This window comes from Aeromonas sp. 602658 (assembly GCF_049173005.1).
GTDB classification, from domain to species: domain Bacteria; phylum Pseudomonadota; class Gammaproteobacteria; order Enterobacterales; family Aeromonadaceae; genus Aeromonas; species Aeromonas veronii_A.
In genome coordinates, this window is the sequence record NZ_JAAKRF010000003.1 from 61,434 (window position 1) to 80,351 (window position 18,918).

An 18,918-nucleotide genomic window follows, 5' to 3' on the forward strand; every position below is an offset into this window, starting at 1 on the left:
AATTAGTTGCTGGGTTGTTCGTTGAGCAGGGCGTCGTGCTGACGCAGACCCTGTTTTTTGGCGTAGAACATCAGGATGATGAGCGACACCACGAAGGTAGCGGTGAGGTTGGAACCCTTGGCACCCATCAGGGCCACCAGACAGAAGACGCAAGCCACACCGGAGAAGATCATGGCGCCGATGCTGCGGGAGGTCATGCCTTCGAAGCGGATCAGGTTAATGCTGGAGTAGAAGTAGGGCAGCATGGTCAGCAGCACTGCATCTGTGGTCAGCACGTTGAAGAGATCGGCAGCATGAGCGGACTGGGATGTGAAGGCGGTCAGGCCAATCATCAGGGCAGTCATCTTGAGGGAGCCCAGGATCAGACCCTTCTTGGCCACGCCGTTCTTGTCCACTTCACCGTAGATTTTCGGGAAGTTGCCGTCGTTGGCGGCACGCTTGCCCGCCTCGCCCACCAGCATCATCCAGGAACCGAGCGAGGTGAAGCAGGCCAGGGCGGTGAAGGCAGAAACAAACGGCGCAGACCAGCTACCGAAGATGGCGGAAGAGGCCATGGCAAACGGGGCGCCGGAGGCTGCCACTTCACCGGCCGGGAACATGCCGCTGATCACCTGGGTAGAGAGGATGTAGATAACACCCGCGATACCGGTACCCAGCATGGTAGCGAGCGGTACGGTGCGCTTGGGGTTCTTCACCATGCCGGAAGAGACGGCGGCAGATTCAACACCGACGAAGGACCAGAGGCAGATCAGCACGGCACTGATGACCGCATGCAGGTCGCTGCCGCTGGTGGTGTTCCAGTTCTGGCTGTAGACAGTGGCATCAAAATGACCCCAACCCATCACCGCAGTACCGACCACCGGCAGCAGGATCAGCACCAGACCCAGAGTACAGAGTCGGCTCACCCAGCTACCGCCAAGCAGGTTGACGAAGGTGAAGATCCAGACGGCAGCGATGGTGGCTGCGGCGGCCGGGATCGGGCTGTTGAGAATGGGGAAGAAGACCGAGAGGTAGGAGACGCCGGTAATGGCGATGGCCAGGTTACCGATCCAGTTGGCGTGGTAATAGAGCACACCGGTCTGGAAACCGAACACCGGAGAGATCTCGCCAGCGTAAGCAATGGGGCCACCCTCTTGCGGGTTCTTGGTAGCAAGGCGGGCGAAGACGAAGGCGAGGCCCATGGCGCCTACCAGACAGATTGCCCAGCTAAAGACAGAGATGGAGCCGATGGTGGCCAGTGCCGAAGGCAGCAGCGCGATGCCACTCCCCATCATGTTGCCGGCCACCACACCTGTACAGGCGATAAGGCCAATCTTCTTGCTCGTATCGAGGGACATAAGATCTCCGGTTCTATAAAAGGTCGGGTCGTCACATACACATTTGGCGGAACGCCCCGCCAAAGAATGGGCACAGACTAGGCCTCTCATCCCCGGAAAACATAAAGACCAGCTAACGGATAAAAATATGAGACAACTTTTTTCGCCGCCTCGTCACTTTTGATAAAAACCATTTAAAAACAGTACATTGACATCACATTACACAGCCGTCTTGATAAAACCTTGATATCCTTCTGCCCCATTCTTGCCCCTTGATAACCCCCTTATCTCGCCGTCTTGATATTTTTGGCCAGATAAACCCGGGATAAAGCAGCTCCCATTGCGCCCCCTGCCCTTGCGGCCATTTGGAAGCCCTGCGGATCATCACCCTGAGTGGCCGCTCACCTCCTGTTCGCCCCGCCGCTCGGCTCATCACAATCCAGGCTCAGAGGTAAAGCGCAACGGCGATAACCGGTCAGCAATGAGAAATGGGTCGAGACAGACAGCTTATCCCGCCGCCAACCATGAGCAGATGTCACAAGCTGAGCGCGGCGCAAAGCCGGGCAGAATGCCGCGTGCAAGACAAAGGCAAGTGGGGAGCGGTGGGGGATAAATCGGGCCGCACCAGAACGACTATCCCCGGTGGCAAACAAGCAGGATTGAAACAAGCAGAAACAGCACAGGCCGCCCGAAGGCAGCCTGTGGATGAGGTCGGCAACCGCACCGACCGGGGGAAAACCAACACTGCGGAGTTAGAAGAGCTTCACCTTGCTCTGACCCAGCGCATTGAACAGAGCCGGGGTGAGGCTCTCCATATTGCTGTAGAAACCGAGCTGCTGGCAGAGCAGATAGGTCTGCTCGGTCGCCTCCATCAGAAAGGCCTGACTGTAGGCATCACCCGCCGCCTCGGGACGACCGTCCAGCTCCGCCAGCTTGCCCTGCAGTATGTAATAGAGCACCGAGCGGCCGCGACTCGCCGCCTTCTCCAGCAGATAGTTGGCCTGCTGTTGCTGGCCGTTGAGGATCGCCTGCAGGGTCAACGCCTCCCACACCCGAGCAGGGAGAGCGCCGCTGTTTTGCACCACGCTGGCGAGATGGGTGCCAATCCCCTGCAGCCGCTCGCTCTCGGATTTGCCCGCCAGGGTGGCCAGCGCCTCGCCAGCCAGATAGCGCTCCGCCAACAGCAGCGGCTGATCCGGATGGGCAATCAACGCCTGCTCCAGCAGATCAATCCCACGCTTGAGGGCGACCGGATCCCGGCTGTTGATGTAGTACTGCGCCTCCATCATCGCCATCAGGGAGGCATCATCGGTCGGCCAGCCCATCCCCGGCTCGGCATCGGGTTGGTCGAGGGCGCGCAGCAGATCCTGGCTGCTCGCCTGCAACACACCGTGCACACTGTGGCGACTGAGCTGGTACTGATGGCTGAACAGCACCCGGTTGGTGTTGATATTGCGATACTCCAGATCGAGATAGGTGCCACGGGGCTGGCGGGTGACCCGCACACTCAGCTCCTTGCCGGGCATGATGCCCCCCATCAGAGTGGTGGCGCCGTACTGCACCCGCAGCGGCGTAGCCACGGCCACCTCCCCCATCAGGGCGCGGGTAATGCCATCGGCGAGGCGCACGTTCTCGTTGTTGTCATCCATGCCGGAGTGGAAGCGGAACACCAGCAGATTGGGATCCAGCATGGCATGCACCTGGGGGCTGGTGTGCTGGTAGCTGAGCATGCTGACAATGGCGATCAGCACGATGGCAACGAAGATATCGAAACTCACCATCTTCCAGCGGCTGCGGGCATCCTTGGCATGGGTGGAGATGGCGCGGGTCAGGGGCCCGGCGGGAAAAGGGGCGACATTGGGCTGTGCATCATCATCCTGAAGAGCCGCTGGCGGGCTCAGATCGGAGAGAGTCGGGTTGTCTGAGAGAGTGGTATTGACCGCGGGCTGCTCGTCCGCCATCACCACGGAAACCACCTGTAGCGGCCGCACCGGTGCCACCAGCTTGTAGCCGCGCTTGGGTACGGTGACGATATAGTCGGTCGCATCGGTGCGACCATCTTTGAGGATCTTGCGCAGTTCGAAGATGGACTGAGTCACCACCTGATCGGTCACCTCGGCGCCATCCCACACCTCGTTGATCAGGGCATCGCGGCCAAACACGGTGCCAGCATTATGGGCCAGAAACCGCAACAGATTGACCAGTCTGGGTTCGAGGTAGACCTCGCGGTCGGGGCGACACAACATGTTGTCGTCAACGCTCAGGGTCCAGTCGTGGATCTCAAAAACCGATTCGCTCATGATTCACTCGCTGCAGATGGTGACAATGCACGATGAGAGAGACGCAAAACCCGGGCTGACTGAACGGAACAAGGCGCTATCACCACAGGTGACAGATAAAAAGAGAACCGAAGCAATCACATCTCTGAGAGCCAGTCTGGCCAGGCCATCCTGTTTACGTCTGAAGGGCATCCTTGCGGGCATTCCGACCACCGGGATCGGAAGGGATCACTTTAAGCAAAACGGGAGCTGGATCCCACTTTTTTTGGCTATAAATCGCCGTTGAGTTGATCCGACACCGCACTTTTCGGCAAATAGCGTGCCAACTAGTATTCATATGAGCATCCAATATGCCGGAATCAAAAAGCCCTGAACATCAGGGCTTTCTCATTTCTTCGACCATCGGGGAGATGTTACTTCGCCACTGAGAGCGCATCCTGCTGACGACTACGGCGCAGATGACGCCGCCACAGCGAGAAGCAGCCGTAGCCAAGACTCAGCACCACTGCATAGAGCACCTGGGTGGCGAGCGCCACCAGCACCAGAGCGCAGAGCAGCACGCTTATCCCCGCCAGCCCCTTGCCCACCCCGCCGAGCAGACGCCAGCCCGCCGCCATGCAGAGCAGGTAGACCAGCACGAAGTTGCCGTTGGCGTAGCGGATCAGCTCATCGAGCGGCAGTCGCAACCAGATGATCAGGGTGATGCAGAGCAGGCAGATGGCGAGCACCAGACCTAGCGCCCGCAGCGGCGCGCCGCGCGCGGTGAGCACGGCCAGCGAGGGGGGCAGCTTGCCTTCCCGCGCCATGCTCCAGATCAGCCGGGCAAAGCCCTGAATGTAGATGTTGATGCTGGCAAAACAGGAGAGGTAGCCGAGCACCGCCACCAGCCACTTGGCGGTGGGGCCGAACAGCAGCGCCAGCAGGGAAGGGATAGCAGTGGCATTTTTCGCCTCATCGCCGTAGAGGCCGTATTTGAGCACCACCAGCGAGTGGATCCAGTAGATGAGCCCCGCCAGCAGTACCCCGCCAAGCAGGGCGATGGGGTAATCCCGCTCCGGCCGCTTGAACTCCTCCCCCATGTGGGCGAAGGCTTCCAACCCGACGAAACACCAGAACATCACCGCCAGCGCAGTGGCCATAGGGGGCCACTCATCCGCGCTCGGTAGCGGCCGGGCCGCATCGCGCCAGCTCACCTCCCCCTTGAACCAGATAAGCAGGGTGAGCCCCAAAATGGCCAGCGCAATCAGCAGTTGCAGATTGCCGGAGGAGCGCGCACCGCGCAGCCCCAGCAGGAATACCCCGAGCAGGGTGAGCAGCTGGATGGCCCAGAGGGTCCACTCCCCCATCTCGAACAGGGCATGCCAGAAGCCGGCGGCAATCATCAGGGCGGCAGGCAGCCCCACCGGCAGCACAGCCAGAAACAGGAAGGCGGAGAAGCGCTCGGCGCCGTTGCCAAAAGCGAGGCCAATCAGGTGCGGCGCACCGCCGGCATGGGGATAGCGACGGCCGAGGCGAGCGAAGGTAAAGGCGATGGGCAGCACCAGCGCTATCAGCAGCAACCAGGCCCAGAGCGAGGCCCCACCCGCCAGCGAGGCGGCAGTCGCCGGTACCACGAAGATCCCGGTGCCGAGCAGCGAGGTGGCGAGCAGCCCCATCCCCTGCCAGAGCCCGAGATCCTTTTTCAACCCAGACATATCCTTTTGTCCCGACTAGAAAAACATCCCGCCATGTTAGGCCTGCTCCGCCCCTTTGTTAAGCACGATGGTTAAGCGCGGCTGCGAGAATATGCAGCCTTTTATTCGGGCTCGGGCCCAGCTTGCAGGGATTCGGCCAGAAAATCCCCCAGCAGGGTGATCTTGAGCACCTGTCGCCGCGCCGCCGGATAGATGAAGTAGAGGGTCTTGGCCGGGCTCTGATAGCGGCCAAGCAGCGGCAGCAGACGCCCCGCAGCGATATGCTCACGCACCTGTTCGGCCGGCTGCAAGGTGATGCCAGCCCCCGAGAGCGCAGCCGTCAACAAGGCTGGCCAGTGATTGATGCGCAGGCGCGAGGCGACCCGCACCTCCTCGCTCTGGCCATCGCCCCCGACAAACTGCCAACGCTCGTGCTCGCCCCAGTTGCCGTGCAGACACTGGTGGCGGGCGAGATCGGCCGGCTGACGGGGCACGCCGTGGCGATTGAGGTAGTCGGGGGCCGCGCAGAGGCGGTAGTGCTGAGTCAGCAACGGACGGGCGATCAGCGCCTCATCCTGCGGGCGCAGGGTACGGATGGCGGCATCGAACCCCTCCTCCACCAGATCGACCCAGCGCGGGGTGAGCTGCAGATCCAGATCCAGCTTGGGGTAGCGGTCGAGAAAAGCGGGCAGCAGCGGCACCAGCCGGTGGTGGCCAAAGCTGAGGGGAGCGGCGATGCGCAGCAGTCCGGCCGGCTCGGCCAGCAGGTTCTGAGTGAGCGACTCGGTCAGTGCCAGCTCCTCCCGCACCCGCTGGCAGCGAGCCAAAAACAGCTGGCCCAGCTCGGTGAGAGTCTGCTGGCGGGTGGTCTTGTGAAACAGCTTGCCCCCCAGCCACTGCTCCAGCCCCAGCACATGCTTGCCCACCATCTGGGCGCTGATCCCCTCTTCGCTCGCCACCGCGCTGTAGGAGCCGAGATCCACCACCCGGGTGAAGATACGCATGCTGGTCAATCGGTCCACAACCCCTCCTTTTTGCCCGTTTCAAGGCCGTTTGGCCCGCGACCAGGGCACTGATTCACAACCAAAAGTTTAGTAAGAAATAGATTTTAGCCAATTTATTCAACTTTTGGTTACCAATACAGTGATGCCATCCCTTCCCCACAGGATAAATCCCCATGAAAAGTACCTATCTGGCCGCATTACTGGTCGGTCTGCTGGCCAGCGGCGCCAGTCAGGCTGCCGAGAGCAGCTTTATCAGCAACCACGATCAGGCCCCTGCCTCAGCAACTCAAGCCCAGCCCGATATCTTTCGGGTCAGCCTGCTCGGCACCGGCACTCCGGTACCCCAGATCAGTCGTGGCGGCTACAGCACTCTGGTCGAGGCGGGCAACCAGAAGCTGGTGTTCGATTTTGGCCGCAACTCCGCCACTCGCCTGTGGCAGCTGCATATCCCCATCGGCCGGGTCAACGCCTTCTTCCTCACCCACTTTCACTCCGACCACACCAACGGGCTGGCGGATCTCTGGCTGACCGGCTGGCTGCAACCAGCCTATGGCCAGCGCCACGCGCCGATGGAACTCTACGGCCCCAAAGGCACCACAGCTCTCGCCCGTGGCTTGCAGCAGGCCTACGCCACCGACATCGCCACCCGGGTCAAGGATGAGGGAACGCCGCTGGACGGGGTGGAGATCAACAGCCACGAGGTCACCGCCGGGGTGGTCTACAACCATGACGGGGTCAAGGTAACCGCCTTTGACAACGACCACGGGGTCAACATCAAGCCGTCATTCGGCTATCGCATCGACTATCACGGCCACAGCGTGGTGCTCTCCGGCGATACCCGCTACAGCCCCGAAGTGGTGAAGCAGGCCAAAGGGGCCGACCTGCTGGTGCACTGCGTCTCCATGACCTCTGCCGAGCAGATGAAGGCCAACCCCGGCTACAAGGCGATCGCCGGTCACCTCGCCTCCCCCGAGCAGGCGGCCCGGGTAATGAACGAAGCCAAACCGGCGCTGACCGTGTTCAGCCATATCGGCCTCAACGGCAAGATCAGAGTCAAAGATCTGGCGCAGGATCTGCGCGCCCGCTACTCGGGCCCCTTTGTCATCGGCAACGACCTGATGCAGATTGATCTGCCTACCACGGCCTCCGGCAAGGGCTATGCCCTCTGGCAGTCGGAGAATATCGACAATAAATAGCTGGCACGGATGCCGGTCAGCCATGGCCGGCATCCGCAATCGACACCGGGGACTATCTTTAAGGGGTGTTTGACCACAAGGAGTTATCTCTATGAGCCTGAATTGGAAGCACCTCGCCCTGGCCACTCTTCCCTTGTTCGGCATGTCGGTCGCTCAGGCGGCGGTGTTGACCAGCCTTGAATGGCCCCCTTACACCAGCGCCAGCCTCCCTGAGCAGGGCAAGAGCAGTCAGGTGGTGACCGCAGCCTTTGCCCTGGCTGGCGACCCGCTGACCATCAAGTTCTATCCCTGGCAGCGGGCAGTGGACGAGGCGACCAACAACCCCGAGGTACTGGGTTATTTCCCCGAGTATCTCGACCCCAAGAGCAGCTGCCTCTTCTCCGACCCCATAGGTAACGGCCCCCTCGGCTTTGCCCAGCGAGCCGATCAGCCGGTCACCTGGCAGAGCCTTGATGACCTCAAGGGCAAGAAAATTGGTGTCGTCACCGGCTATGTGAATACCACCGAGTTCGACGAAAAAGTGGCCAGCAAGGCACTCTCGGCCGATGCCACCAGCTCGGACAGCCAGAACCTGCTCAAGCTCGGCAACGGTCGGCTCGATCTGGCGGTCATCGACCAGAATGTGATGACCTATCTGCTGGAGAGCGATCCCCAACTCAAGGACGTTGCCGCCAACCTCGGCTTCAACGGCAAGATCCTTGAGGACAAGTCTCTCCACGTCTGCTTTACCAACTCCGCCAAGGGGAAAGAGGCGCGGGACAAATTCAACAAGGCACTGGCCAGTGACGAGGTGAAGAAGCTGATGAAGTAGCGATACCGCATCCGCTCGCCGCCCCAAACAGCCATAAAAAAAGCCGCCTCTTGCGAGGCGGCTTCTTCATTCAACTTGGTAACCGGAGTTATCAGGCAATCAGCTTGTAGATGATACCGGACATGGCGATCAGGCCGATGATGGTCACGAAGCCGTTGCTGATGTTGCCAGCGTATTTGCGCATGGCCGGAACCTTGGTGATGGCGTACATCGGCATCAGGAACAGCAGCATTGCGATGATCGGGCCGCCCAGGTCTTCAATCATGCCGAGGATGCTCGGGTTGATGGTAGCGATGGCCCAGGTGGTCAGGATCATGAACACGGCAGTGACTTTGTTCAGTTGCTTGGTGTCAACGTTCTTGCCCTTCTCGCGCAGTGCCTTGGCCATCAGGCCGTTCATGCCTTCTTGCGCACCCAGGTAGTGACCCAGGAAGGATTTGCTGATGGCAACCATGGCGATCAGCGGAGCCACAGTACCGATAACCGGGTTATCGAAGTGGTTGGCCAGGTAGGACAGGATGGAGATGTTCTGTTCTTTGGCAGCAGCCAGGTCAGCCGGGGAGAGGCTCAGTACGCAGCTGAATACGAAGAACATAACGGTCATCACCATCATGACGTGGGCGCCCAGCAGGATGTTGCTGCACTTCTTCTCGGCACCTTCACCGTAACGACCTTTGTTGTCCACCGCGAAGGAGGAGATGATCGGGGAGTGGTTGAAGGAGAACACCATTACCGGGATAGCCAGCCACAGTGTCTTGATGAAGTCACTGTTGAAGGCGTCGGACAGGGCCGGAGCTTCAGTGATGATGGCACCGTTCCAGTGCGGGATCAGGTAGAACGCCAGACCCATCAGGGTGAGCACGAACGGGAATACCAGCACGCTCATCGCTTTGACGATAACCTGGCCGCCCAGACGAACAACTGCCATCAGACCGAGGATCAGAGCCAGTGACAGAACGGCACGGGGAGGTGCAGACATGCCCAGCTGGTGAACAATCACGCTCTCGACGGTGTTGGTGATGGCGACTGAATACATCAGCACGATCGGGTAGATGGCAAAGAAGTAGAGCAGGGTGATGAATTTGCCTGCGGTCTTGCCGAAGTGCTCTTCTACTACTTCAGTGATGTCGCCATCACGGGTAGAGCCGGACAGCACGAAGCGGGTCAGACCACGGTGAGCAAAGAAAGTCAGCGGCAGCGCCAGGATCAACATGGCAACCAGCGGCCACAGGCCACCTACACCGGCGTTGATTGGCAGGAAGAGCACACCGGCACCGATCGCGGTACCGTACAGACCCAGCATCCAGACCACATCGGCCTTGTTGACGCCGCGGGAGGTGTTGCTGGCTAAACGACCATCAGCTGCAATATTCATGTCAGACATACGTTGTTCCTGTCATCTAGGAAAATGGGATTCTTGTTTGGTCGGGCCTTGGCCCGGTTCCATCTCCCTGGAACGCCTGCTGTCCGTCCTTGATATTAACCTCTCGCCCCCCGGCAACCTGGCCATCACTCCTTGTGACAACAGGATTGCAACAAACAACAGTGCGAGATTTTGACCCTGAGGGTCGGCGCCCGTCTCACTTAACAACCGATTAACGTGCGCCACTCTTGATGGGCTGACTTTAATTAAATGCCCTTATTAATCACAGCGTTTTTTTGAATTAATCAACCAAAGTTTGATTTTGGTCGCCTTTCGGACGACCAAGATCACACTCAAAGCGCCTTATTGTGAGTTTTTTTTAACAATTCAACTTAGTTTCACTGGAATCAATGGCCTGCGAGCAGCTACATATTTGCAACAAGCCACTCATTTAGCGCGGATTGTGTGCATCACGGCCTTGGCGTACCCTTGTGACTCATGCCTTTTTGTTGATTGATGATGACCATTACCCGTACCGATCTCGCCGAACTGGCGGTATTTGCCGCCGTCGCCCGTCACCGCAGTTTCAGCAAGGCCGCCCTCGAACTCGGGGTCTCCGCCTCCGCCCTCAGCCATAGCCTGAAGGGGCTGGAAGCCCGTCTGGGGGTGCGGCTGCTCAACCGCAGCACCCGCGCCGTGGTGCCGACCGAAGCGGGCCAGCGGCTGCTCAAGCAGCTGCTCCCCACCCTCAATACCCTGGAAGAGGCGCTTTGCGAGCTGGCCCGCAACAGCGATGAACCGGTGGGTCGACTCAAACTCTGCGCTCCCCGCGGCGCCATCGACAGCCTGCTGGCACCTGTGCTGATCGACTATCTGGCCCGTTATCCGCGGATGCAGGTGGAGGTAGTGGAGCAGGAGCTGATGCCCCGGCTGATTGAAGATGGCTACGATGCCGCGCTCTTTTATGGCGATCTGCTGCCCAAGGAGATGATCGGCATCCCCCTCGGCCCGCCCCAGCGTTATCTGGTGGTGGGCTCCCCGGCCTATCTGGCGGAGCACGGTACACCGGAGCACCCGAGCGAGCTGAGCCGCCACGCCTGTATCGGCTATCGCCTCACTCCGCACCATCACTATCGCTGGGCCTTTGCCGCCGATGGCACCATGCTGGAGATCGAAGTGACCGGGCCGCTCACTACCAGCACCCCGGCCCTCTATCTGGGCGCCGCCGAGGCGGGGCTGGGGCTCGCCTACTGTCTGGAAGAGGAGGTGAGCCAGAAGGTCGCGGAGGGGAAACTGCTCACCGTGCTGGAGCCCTGGTGCCCCACCTTTGCCGGCTTCTACCTCTTCTATCCCAGTCGGCATCAGCTGGGCAGCGGGCTGCGCATCCTGATCGACATGCTCAAGGCGCACTACCAAAACCCCGGATTAGTGAGCAATACTCAGCAATTCATCAAGTGAAACCCTGATTATCACCAAATAAGTATTAATCTAGACTAGCTGTTCGATAATCGAACTCCCCGAGAGAACAGATATGTCTGCCTATTTAACACTGCGGCAACGGGCCATGACCCGTCGCTTCTGGGCTTACGCCCTCCCCTCCATTCTTGCCATGCTGGTCTCGGGGGCCTACTACCTCATCGACGGCATCTTCGTCGGCCACTATGTCGGTGCCGCTGGCCTCGCCGGGATCAACCTGGTCTATCCGGTCATCATGGTGCTGATTGGTCTGGCCGCCATGATCAGCATGGGGGCCGCCACTGCCATCTCCTTCCAGCAAGGGGCGAAAAACGACACGCTGGCCCGTCAGGCGCTGGTCAACGCCCTCTGGCTGCTGGCCGGTCTCGGGGTAGTTGCGCCGGTGCTGCTCTATTACACCCACACCGATATCCTGCTGGGACTGGGGATTGAACAGGGCACCGACACCTGGAAACAGGCGAGCGACTACCTCACCTGGATTGGCGGCGGTACCCTGCTGCTGGCCAGCAATCTGGCGGTGCCCTATCTGCTGCGCAACGATGGTCGCCCGAAACTGGCCATGGTGCTGGTGAGCAGCGGCGCCGTGCTCAACATCATCCTCAACTACATCATGGTGGGTCGGCTGGGGCTGGGATTGATCGGTACCGCGCAAGCCACCCTGATGGCAGAGGGTGCGGTGAGCCTGATCGGTCTTGGCTACTTCTTTACCCCCTGGGCGCGGCTTCGCCTCAGCTGGCGGGATCTGGTGCCCAACCTCCCCGCCATGCCGCACCTGCTCTTTACCGGTCTGCCGAGCCTGATTGCCCAGTTCAACCTCGGGCTGCTATTGATGCTGCACAACAGCCAGCTGATGGTGTATGGCAATGTGAAGGATCTGGCGGGTTTTACCGTGGCCGGTTACACCGAAGCGGTCTTTATCGTCATCCTGCAGGGGCTCGCCTTCGGCATTCAGCCGCTCATCAGCAAGGCGGCGGGGGCCAAGCGCCACCGCAACCTCAAGTACCTGATGGAGATGGGGCTCAAGTTCACTTTTATCTACGGCATGCTGGTGTGGCTCACCATCCAGCTGCTACCGGGACAGGTCGCCATGCTCTATACCGGCGACAAGGATCCCGAACTGCTGGCCGCCGCCATCAGCAGCCTGACCCTCAACCTCGGTGCCATTCCGCTGGAGGGGATCATCATGTTCGGCATCGTGTTGCTGCAATCCATGGCGCGCACCCGTCAGGCGCTGGTCATCTCCATCGCCAAAACCGTGTTGCTGCTGCCGCTCATCTTCCTGCTGCCGCAACTGTGGGGCCGTGATGGGGTGCTGATGGCCCAGCCCGCCACCGTGCTGCTGCTCACCCTGCCGCTCTGCTGGCTGCTGTGGCGCGAGTGGCTGCGCCTGAAGATAGCCTGCGCGCCAAAAAACAAGCGTCGCCCGCAACCGGCCCGCGCACGCGCCGCCGTCCAGCTGGCCCGTTAAGGCCACCCATCCCGCGTAGCAATAAAAAACCGGCATCCATTGATGCCGGTTTCTGCTATATGGGCGGGTCTACCTGCCATTACACGAGGATTCAGGCCAGCACTGCTGCCCACACTTATGCCAATACTTCTGGCCTGAGCTGGGCCATCAGCCCCGTGTTGTCGGAGTAATCCACCGGGATCGCCACCACCGCAGGCCCCTCCACCGCCAGTGCGGCCCGCAGGGTTGCGCGCAACTCGTCTGCCGAGCGCACCGCAAACCCGGCCGCCCCGAACGATTCGGCATAGCGTTTGAAGTCGATGGGGCCAAAAGAGACGCCGGAGGTGCGGCAATATTTCTGCTGCTCCTGCATCGCGACCATGTTGTAGCCGTTATCGACCCAAATGATGTGAACGATATTGCTCTTGAGGCGCACCGCCGTCTCCAGCTCCATGCTCGACTGCATAAAGCTGCCATCCCCCGATACCGAGATCACCTTCTCACCCGGCCGCACCAGCGCCGCGCCGATAGCCCACGGCAGTGCCACCCCCATGGTCTGCTGACCATTGGAGATCAACACCTGACGGGCGCGGAAGCTGTAGAGGTAGCGGGCAATCCAGATATGGAAGCTGCCCATGTCGACGCAGAGGGTCATGTCGTCGCGCACCAGATCCTGCAGCTCGCGCACGATACGCAAGGGGTGAACCGGATTGCCGTGCAGATCGTCGGCCCGCATTGCCAGCCGCAGCCGCTGCTGGCGTACCCCTTGCAGCAGCCGATCCACCTCGGGGGGGCGGATTTTCGGATTGCCCATGATGCGGGTCAGCTGCAACAGGTTGGCCCGGATCGACCCCACCAGCTCGGCGGTCGGGCAGTAGCTGCTGTCGATATCGGCGGGCAGCACGTCGATATGGAGGATGCGCCGCTCCCTGTCGCCATTCCACAGCACGGGGTCGTACTCGATGGGGCTGTAGCCGATGCAGATCACCAGATCGGCCCCTGCCAGCAGCTGATCCCCCGGCTGGTTGTTAAACAGCCCCACCCGTCCGGCAAAATCATCGAAGTGGCAGCTGTCCACCACCCCGGCAGCCTGATAGGTACCGGTCACCGGCAGCCGCGCCTTGTCGAGGAAGGCGCGTACCGCTTCGGCATTTTCCGGCCGGCTCGCCATCAGGCCGAGCAGCACCACCGGATTCTGGGCGTTGCGCAGCAGGGTCAATGCCTGCTCCATATTCTGCTCATCGGCGCAGCCCGGCTCAGGCACTTCGCGGGGCACCAGCACATTGCCCTGTACCGGCTTGTTGATGATGTCCATCGGCAGGCTGACAAACGCCGCCCCCGGCCGTCCCAGCTCGGCGGCGCGAAAGGCGTTGGCCATCACTTCCGAAATTGCCGCCCCGCTGTTGACCTGGGCGCTGAACTTGGTGACCGGACGGCAGAGGTTGACCGTATCCATGCTCTGGTGGGTGAGTTTGAGACCATCGGCACGGCGAACCGCACCGCCCAGCGCCACCATGGGGTCCCCCTCCGAGGTGGCAGTCGCCAACCCGGTAATAAGGTTGGAGCAGCCGGGGCCCGAGGTGACCAGCGCCACCCCCGCCTTGCCGGTGAGGCGCCCCACGGCGGCCGCCATAAAGGCGGCATTCGCCTCGTGGCGCACCACTATGGTCTCGATGGGGGAATCCTCCAGCGCATCGAACACCCGGTCAATCTTGGCCCCCGGGATCCCGAACACCTGCTTGACCCCTTGCGCCTCCAGATGACGAACCACCAGCTCGGCACCGCACTTCCATTGTCTGTTTTCCATGATATTGCTCCTTGTCTATCAGCCTTCGGCGGCCTGAATGGCGCGATCGAGATCGGCGGGATTGAGGTCGGCCTGCCGGAAAGCGGGATCCGATGGCAGGGCCAGGTTGAGGTGACGCACCACTGAAAGTCGCAGGGTGCCGTGGGCCATGGTGTAGTCAAGCAGATGGCCGCCCCCCTTGCGATCGGCGGTGATCATGTGTTCGTGAAAGCCCGCCACATTGACCCCCTGCACGAATGGCGGGCAGCGAAAGCCCACCAGAGTTCCCGCCACCGCGGCAAAGCGGAACAGCGGCTGCTGCTCGATGGCCTCCAGCATGGGGCGATAGGGCGGCTCCTGGCGCGGCACGGTACGGACCTTGGCCGTCTCAAACTGGCCGTCTAGGCGCAGGGCGACGAAGACGTTGTCGGATCCCACCAGCCGATCCACCCACTGGTGGATCTCGTCACGGCTCAGGGGGTGATCGAAGCGGCGCTCCAGACAGGGGCGAAAATGGGTCATCACCGCAAAGGGGGTCTTCTGATCGGCGCGAGCGGGCCGGGCCGAGCCATCGGAGCGCAACTGGTGGATCTGGCGCTCGAAGGCGATCAGCTCGCCATCGAGGTGGTTGAAGGTGCCGAGGCCAAAGTCGCCGTGGCGCAGCAGCTCGCTCATGGTGGTCTCCCCTTCGTAGACCCCCGCCAGCAGGGCGCTCATCAGGGAACTCTGGTAGATCTCGCCACCGTCATGCTGCCTGCGCCAGCGGGAAAACTGCTGGCTCACTTCGAGGGCACAGCTGCACCCGGCACTGTCAGATGTTGCAATATGTTCCATTCGGATTTCACCTCCACCGTGAATCCTGTTAGCGTTCGGATCCAATGGTGACTTGGTTCACATTTCAACACCAATACGCTGATCCCATGACTTTGAGACTCAATCGATATGGAACTTCGTACGCTCCGCTACTTCATGGCCGTTGTTGAAAAGCAGAATTTCACCCGCGCAGCCGAATCACTCAACATGGCCCAGCCGCCCCTGAGCCAGCAGATCCGCAAGCTGGAGGAGACCCTGGGCACCCCGCTGCTGCGCCGTTTGACCCGCAGTGTCGAACTGACCGAGGCGGGCGAGAGCCTCTATCGGGATGCGGCGCAGATCCTGGCGCTGGCCGATGCGGCAAAACAGAAGGTAAAGCGGATTGCCCGGGGCGAGCAGGGGGCGCTGCGGATCGGCTTTGCCGGTTCCACCGTGCTCCACCCCGCGGTGCTGACCCTGCTGCACGACTATCGGGAGCGCTACCCCGAGGTGGCCCTCAGCCCGCAGGAGGGCACCATGCCGGCACTGGTGGCGGCGCTGCGCAACGATCGGCTGGATGCCGCCATCTTGCGGCTGCCCTGCCGGGGTAGCGAGGGCTTTGCCCATCACCTTATCGAGCAGGAGCCGCTGCTGATCGCCCTGCCGACCAGCCACCCCAAGGCCAAGCCGGGCCCCTTGCCACTGGCCAGCCTGAAGGACGAGAGTTTTATTCTGTTTCCCCACGCCATCGGGCCCGGGCTCTATGACGGCATCGTGGGCCTCTGCCGGGAGGCGGGGTTTGAGCCGATACTGGGGCCCGAATGCCCGCAGGTGATCTCTACCGTCGGCATGGTGCAGGCGGGCTTTGGCGTGACTCTGGTGCCCAGCTCGGTGGCGGCGCTGCGCCCGCTCGGGGTCAGTTATCACCCCATTGAGGGCAACAGCATGATGACCAGTATCAGTCTGGCGACACGGCCGCATCCAGGTAGTGCCGTGCTGCGGCACTTTATCGCCCAGATCCGTGCCGCCCAGATACGACAAGGCCTCCCGAAGGAGGCCCTGTTGAACAAGCTTGAACCGGTTTGATGGCCAGCTTGCCTGATGCGACGGCTTATTTGACAGTCACGCGGGCAAACTTGCGCTTGCCGACCTGATAGACAGCGGTACCGGCACCGATGAGTGCCTTGCCATCTTCCAGCTTCTCGCCATCCACCTTGACCGCGCCCTGCTTGATCATCCGCAGCGCTTCGGAGGTGGTGGCCACCAGATCGGCCTCTTTCAGCAGATTGGCAATGGCCAGCCCTTCGCCTTCCAGTGCCAGTTCGATTTCCGGCATCTCGTCCGGGATGGCGTTCTTGGAGAAGCGCTGGGTGAAATCTTCGTGGGCCGCTTCAGCCGCCGCTTCGTCGTGATAACGGGCGATGATCTCTTTGGCCAGCCAGATCTTCACGTCGCGCGGGTTGAGAGTACCGGCAGCGATGCCCGCCTTGAACTCTTCGATTTCGGCAAGCGGACGGAAGGAGAGCAGCTCGTAGTAGTTCCACATCAGATCGTCGGTGATGGACATGATCTTGCCGAACATCTCGCCCGGAGCGTCGTGGACGCCGATGTAGTTGCCTGCGGACTTGGACATCTTCTTGACGCCATCCAGACCCACCAGCAGCGGCATCATCAGCACGCACTGGGTCGCCATGCCGGCATCTTTTTGCAGCTCGCGGCCCATCAGCAGGTTGAACTTCTGGTCGGTACCGCCGAGCTCAACGTCCGCCTTCAGCGCGACCGAGTCATAGCCTTGCAGCAGCGGATAGAGGAATTCGTGAATCGCGATGGATTGGCCGCCGGTGTAGCGCTTTTTGAAGTCGTCGCGCTCCATCATGCGGGCCACGGTCTGTTTGGCCGCCAGCTTGATCATGCCGGTCGCACCCAGCTCGCTCAACCAGGTCGAGTTGTACTCGATGCGGGTCTTGGCGGGGTCGAGGATCTTGAACGCCTGCTCGGCATAGGTGAGGGCGTTATGCTTGATAGCCTCTTCGGAGAGCGGCGGACGGGTAGCGTTCTTGCCGGAGGGGTCACCCACCATGGCAGTGAAGTCACCGATCAGCAGGATCACTTCATGGCCCAGATCCTGGAAGGTCTTCAGCTTGTTGAGGATCACGGTATGACCCAGGTGAATGTCGGGGGCGGTCGGGTCCATGCCCAACTTGATGCGCAGCGGGCGCCCTTCCTTCAACTTGGCGACAAGTTCTTCTTCAACCAGAATTTCTTCCGCTCCGCGCTTGATCTCGGCTAGCGCCACCTCGAGCTGGGACATTTTTTGACTCTCCATCACGATTCCACAGGGCCAAACATATTACTGGAATGGCGGGCCAATTGGAAAGGCTGTAAAATCCGTCCATTCTGCCCGACTTCATCTGCTTCTCATGGTTATTTGGCACGCCTTCAACGCACTCCCCCACTGGCACCGCAAGATGGTGCTGATCTTGAGCATCATGATCATGATGCTGGCGGCCTGGCCAAGCGAACAGGCGGTGGCAACACGGGTCGATGAAAACGGCAACGAAATTGCCCTGCGGGAACCGGCTAACGACAACGCGCTGAACGACGAGCTGACGGCCGAAGCCGCCCAGCCCGTTACCCCGCCCAAGCCGCGCTACATCACCAAGCAGGTGAAAGTACGCCGTGGCGACAACATGGGAGTCATCTTCCAGCGCATTGGCCTGAGCACCACAGATCTGCACCTGATCGATCAGCTCGAGGGCAGCGATCCCCTGCGGATGCTGCAACCGGGGCAGGAGCTCACCTTCAAGCTCACCGAGAACGGCGAGCTGCATAGCCTCTATTACCCCCACAGTCTGGAGCAGGCGCTCAAGGTGAGCCGCAAGGAGGAGACCTTTGTCGCCCGCAACGTCAAAATCGCCCTCGACACCCGCGAACAGGTGAGCAAGGGCGAGATCCGCTCCAGCTTCTGGGGCGCCGCGGTGGATGCAGGGATGACCGAAGATCAGATCATGGACTTGGCCGCCATCTTCGGCTGGGACATCGACTTTGCCCAGGACTTGCAGCCGGGGGACAGCTTCCGGGTGGTCTATGAAGACAAGTTCCGCGACGACGAGCGGGTCGCCTCCGGCGATATTCTGGCGGCGGAGTTCGTCAACCAGGGCACCGCCTACCGCGCCGTGCTCAATGAAGATGGCAACTACTACACCCCGGAAGGGAAGGCGATGCGCAAGAGCTTCCTGCGTGCGCCGGTCAACTTCAAATACATCAGCTCCAACTTCAACCCGCGCCGCCTCCATCCGGTGACCGGCAAGATCCGCCCCCACAACGGCATCGACTATGTGGCGCCGGTGGGCACCCCCATCATGGCGGCGGGCTCAGGCAGCGTGGTGGCCGCCGGTTACAACCAGTTCAACGGCAACTACGTCTTTATCAAGCATGCTGGCAACTATGTGACCAAGTACCTGCACCTCTCCAAGCGCACCGTCAACAAGGGGCAGCGGGTTAAGCAGGGCCAGACCATCGGCACTCTGGGTGGCACCGGCCGCGTCACCGGCCCGCACCTGCACTACGAGTTCGTGGTGGGCGGCATTCACAAGAACCCGCGCACCCTCACCCTGCCGCAGGCAGAGACCCTGAGCGGACGCGAGCTGGCCAACTTCAAAAAGCTGGCGATGCCGCAACTGGCCAAGCTCGACAGCCCCGAGCTGCAGCTGGCCCAGAACAAGCGGGATAGCCGCGGCAACTAAGCCATCAGGGCTGGCGGGGTAGCAGCCCC

14 protein-coding genes are annotated in these 18,918 nt (G+C 61.0%); 6 read left to right on the forward strand and 8 right to left on the reverse strand.

What is annotated here, in order from left to right; all coding sequences use genetic code 11:
- Nucleotides 1-2: 2 nt before the first annotated feature.
- From cadB to G5253_RS04930, 4 genes are all read right to left on the reverse strand, one after another.
- A complete protein-coding gene (cadB, locus tag G5253_RS04915; protein WP_033136539.1) occupies nt 3-1,337 on the reverse strand; it encodes a cadaverine/lysine antiporter in 1,335 nt (444 codons plus the stop codon).
- Between the two features lie 731 nt (nt 1,338-2,068).
- Nucleotides 2,069-3,616: a lysine decarboxylation/transport transcriptional activator CadC gene (gene cadC / locus G5253_RS04920; protein ID WP_421202757.1), complete on the reverse strand. Its 1,548-nt coding sequence runs from the start codon at nt 3,614-3,616 to the stop codon at nt 2,069-2,071.
- Nucleotides 3,617-4,008: 392 nt separating this feature from the next.
- Nucleotides 4,009-5,289, reverse strand: a complete 1,281-nt coding sequence (yjeH, locus tag G5253_RS04925) for an L-methionine/branched-chain amino acid transporter (RefSeq protein ID WP_421202758.1) — start codon at nt 5,287-5,289, stop codon at nt 4,009-4,011.
- Between the two features lie 101 nt (nt 5,290-5,390).
- On the reverse strand, nt 5,391-6,290 hold the full coding sequence (locus G5253_RS04930) for a LysR family transcriptional regulator (RefSeq protein ID WP_421202759.1): 900 nt from the start codon (nt 6,288-6,290) through the stop codon (nt 5,391-5,393).
- A gap of 155 nt (nt 6,291-6,445) precedes the next feature.
- Between G5253_RS04930 and G5253_RS04935 the strand changes: the two genes are divergently transcribed.
- The gene (locus G5253_RS04935; protein ID WP_421202760.1) at nt 6,446-7,468 is read left to right on the forward strand and encodes an MBL fold metallo-hydrolase; all 1,023 of its coding nucleotides are present in this window, start codon (nt 6,446-6,448) and stop codon (nt 7,466-7,468) included.
- Nucleotides 7,469-7,559: 91 nt separating this feature from the next.
- Nucleotides 7,560-8,279, forward strand: coding sequence for a substrate-binding periplasmic protein (locus G5253_RS04940; RefSeq protein WP_421202761.1), 720 nt, complete (start codon nt 7,560-7,562; stop codon nt 8,277-8,279).
- 91 nt (nt 8,280-8,370) lie between these two features.
- Here G5253_RS04940 and G5253_RS04945 read toward each other — a convergent pair whose 3' ends face one another.
- Nucleotides 8,371-9,663, reverse strand: coding sequence for an HAAAP family serine/threonine permease (locus tag G5253_RS04945; RefSeq protein WP_421202762.1), 1,293 nt, complete (start codon nt 9,661-9,663; stop codon nt 8,371-8,373).
- 498 nt (nt 9,664-10,161) lie between these two features.
- On the opposite strand from G5253_RS04945, the gene G5253_RS04950 reads away from it, so the two are divergent.
- The gene (locus G5253_RS04950; protein WP_042055187.1) at nt 10,162-11,100 is read left to right on the forward strand and encodes a LysR family transcriptional regulator; all 939 of its coding nucleotides are present in this window, start codon (nt 10,162-10,164) and stop codon (nt 11,098-11,100) included.
- A gap of 73 nt (nt 11,101-11,173) precedes the next feature.
- Entirely contained in the window at nt 11,174-12,586 is a 1,413-nt protein-coding gene (locus G5253_RS04955; protein ID WP_421202763.1) for an MATE family efflux transporter, read from the forward strand.
- Nucleotides 12,587-12,701: 115 nt separating this feature from the next.
- Here G5253_RS04955 and alsS read toward each other — a convergent pair whose 3' ends face one another.
- Nucleotides 12,702-14,372 (reverse strand): acetolactate synthase AlsS, encoded by a 1,671-nt coding sequence (gene alsS / locus G5253_RS04960; protein WP_421202764.1) that lies wholly within the window; start codon nt 14,370-14,372, stop codon nt 12,702-12,704.
- 18 nt (nt 14,373-14,390) lie between these two features.
- A complete protein-coding gene (gene budA, locus G5253_RS04965; protein ID WP_005338506.1) occupies nt 14,391-15,185 on the reverse strand; it encodes an acetolactate decarboxylase in 795 nt (264 codons plus the stop codon).
- Nucleotides 15,186-15,293: 108 nt separating this feature from the next.
- Between budA and G5253_RS04970 the strand changes: the two genes are divergently transcribed.
- Nucleotides 15,294-16,229 carry a LysR family transcriptional regulator gene (locus G5253_RS04970; RefSeq protein ID WP_421202765.1) on the forward strand — a complete coding sequence of 312 codons (936 nt, stop codon included), beginning with the start codon at nt 15,294-15,296 and terminating at the stop codon, nt 16,227-16,229.
- 25 nt (nt 16,230-16,254) lie between these two features.
- Here G5253_RS04970 and tyrS read toward each other — a convergent pair whose 3' ends face one another.
- Complete coding sequence (gene tyrS / locus G5253_RS04975; protein ID WP_005347884.1) at nt 16,255-17,454, reverse strand: tyrosine--tRNA ligase; 1,200 nt, start codon at nt 17,452-17,454, stop codon at nt 16,255-16,257.
- A 109-nt stretch (nt 17,455-17,563) separates the two neighbouring features.
- Between tyrS and G5253_RS04980 the strand changes: the two genes are divergently transcribed.
- On the forward strand, nt 17,564-18,889 hold the full coding sequence (locus G5253_RS04980; RefSeq protein ID WP_421202766.1) for a peptidoglycan DD-metalloendopeptidase family protein: 1,326 nt from the start codon (nt 17,564-17,566) through the stop codon (nt 18,887-18,889).
- Nucleotides 18,890-18,918 lie beyond the last annotated feature (29 nt).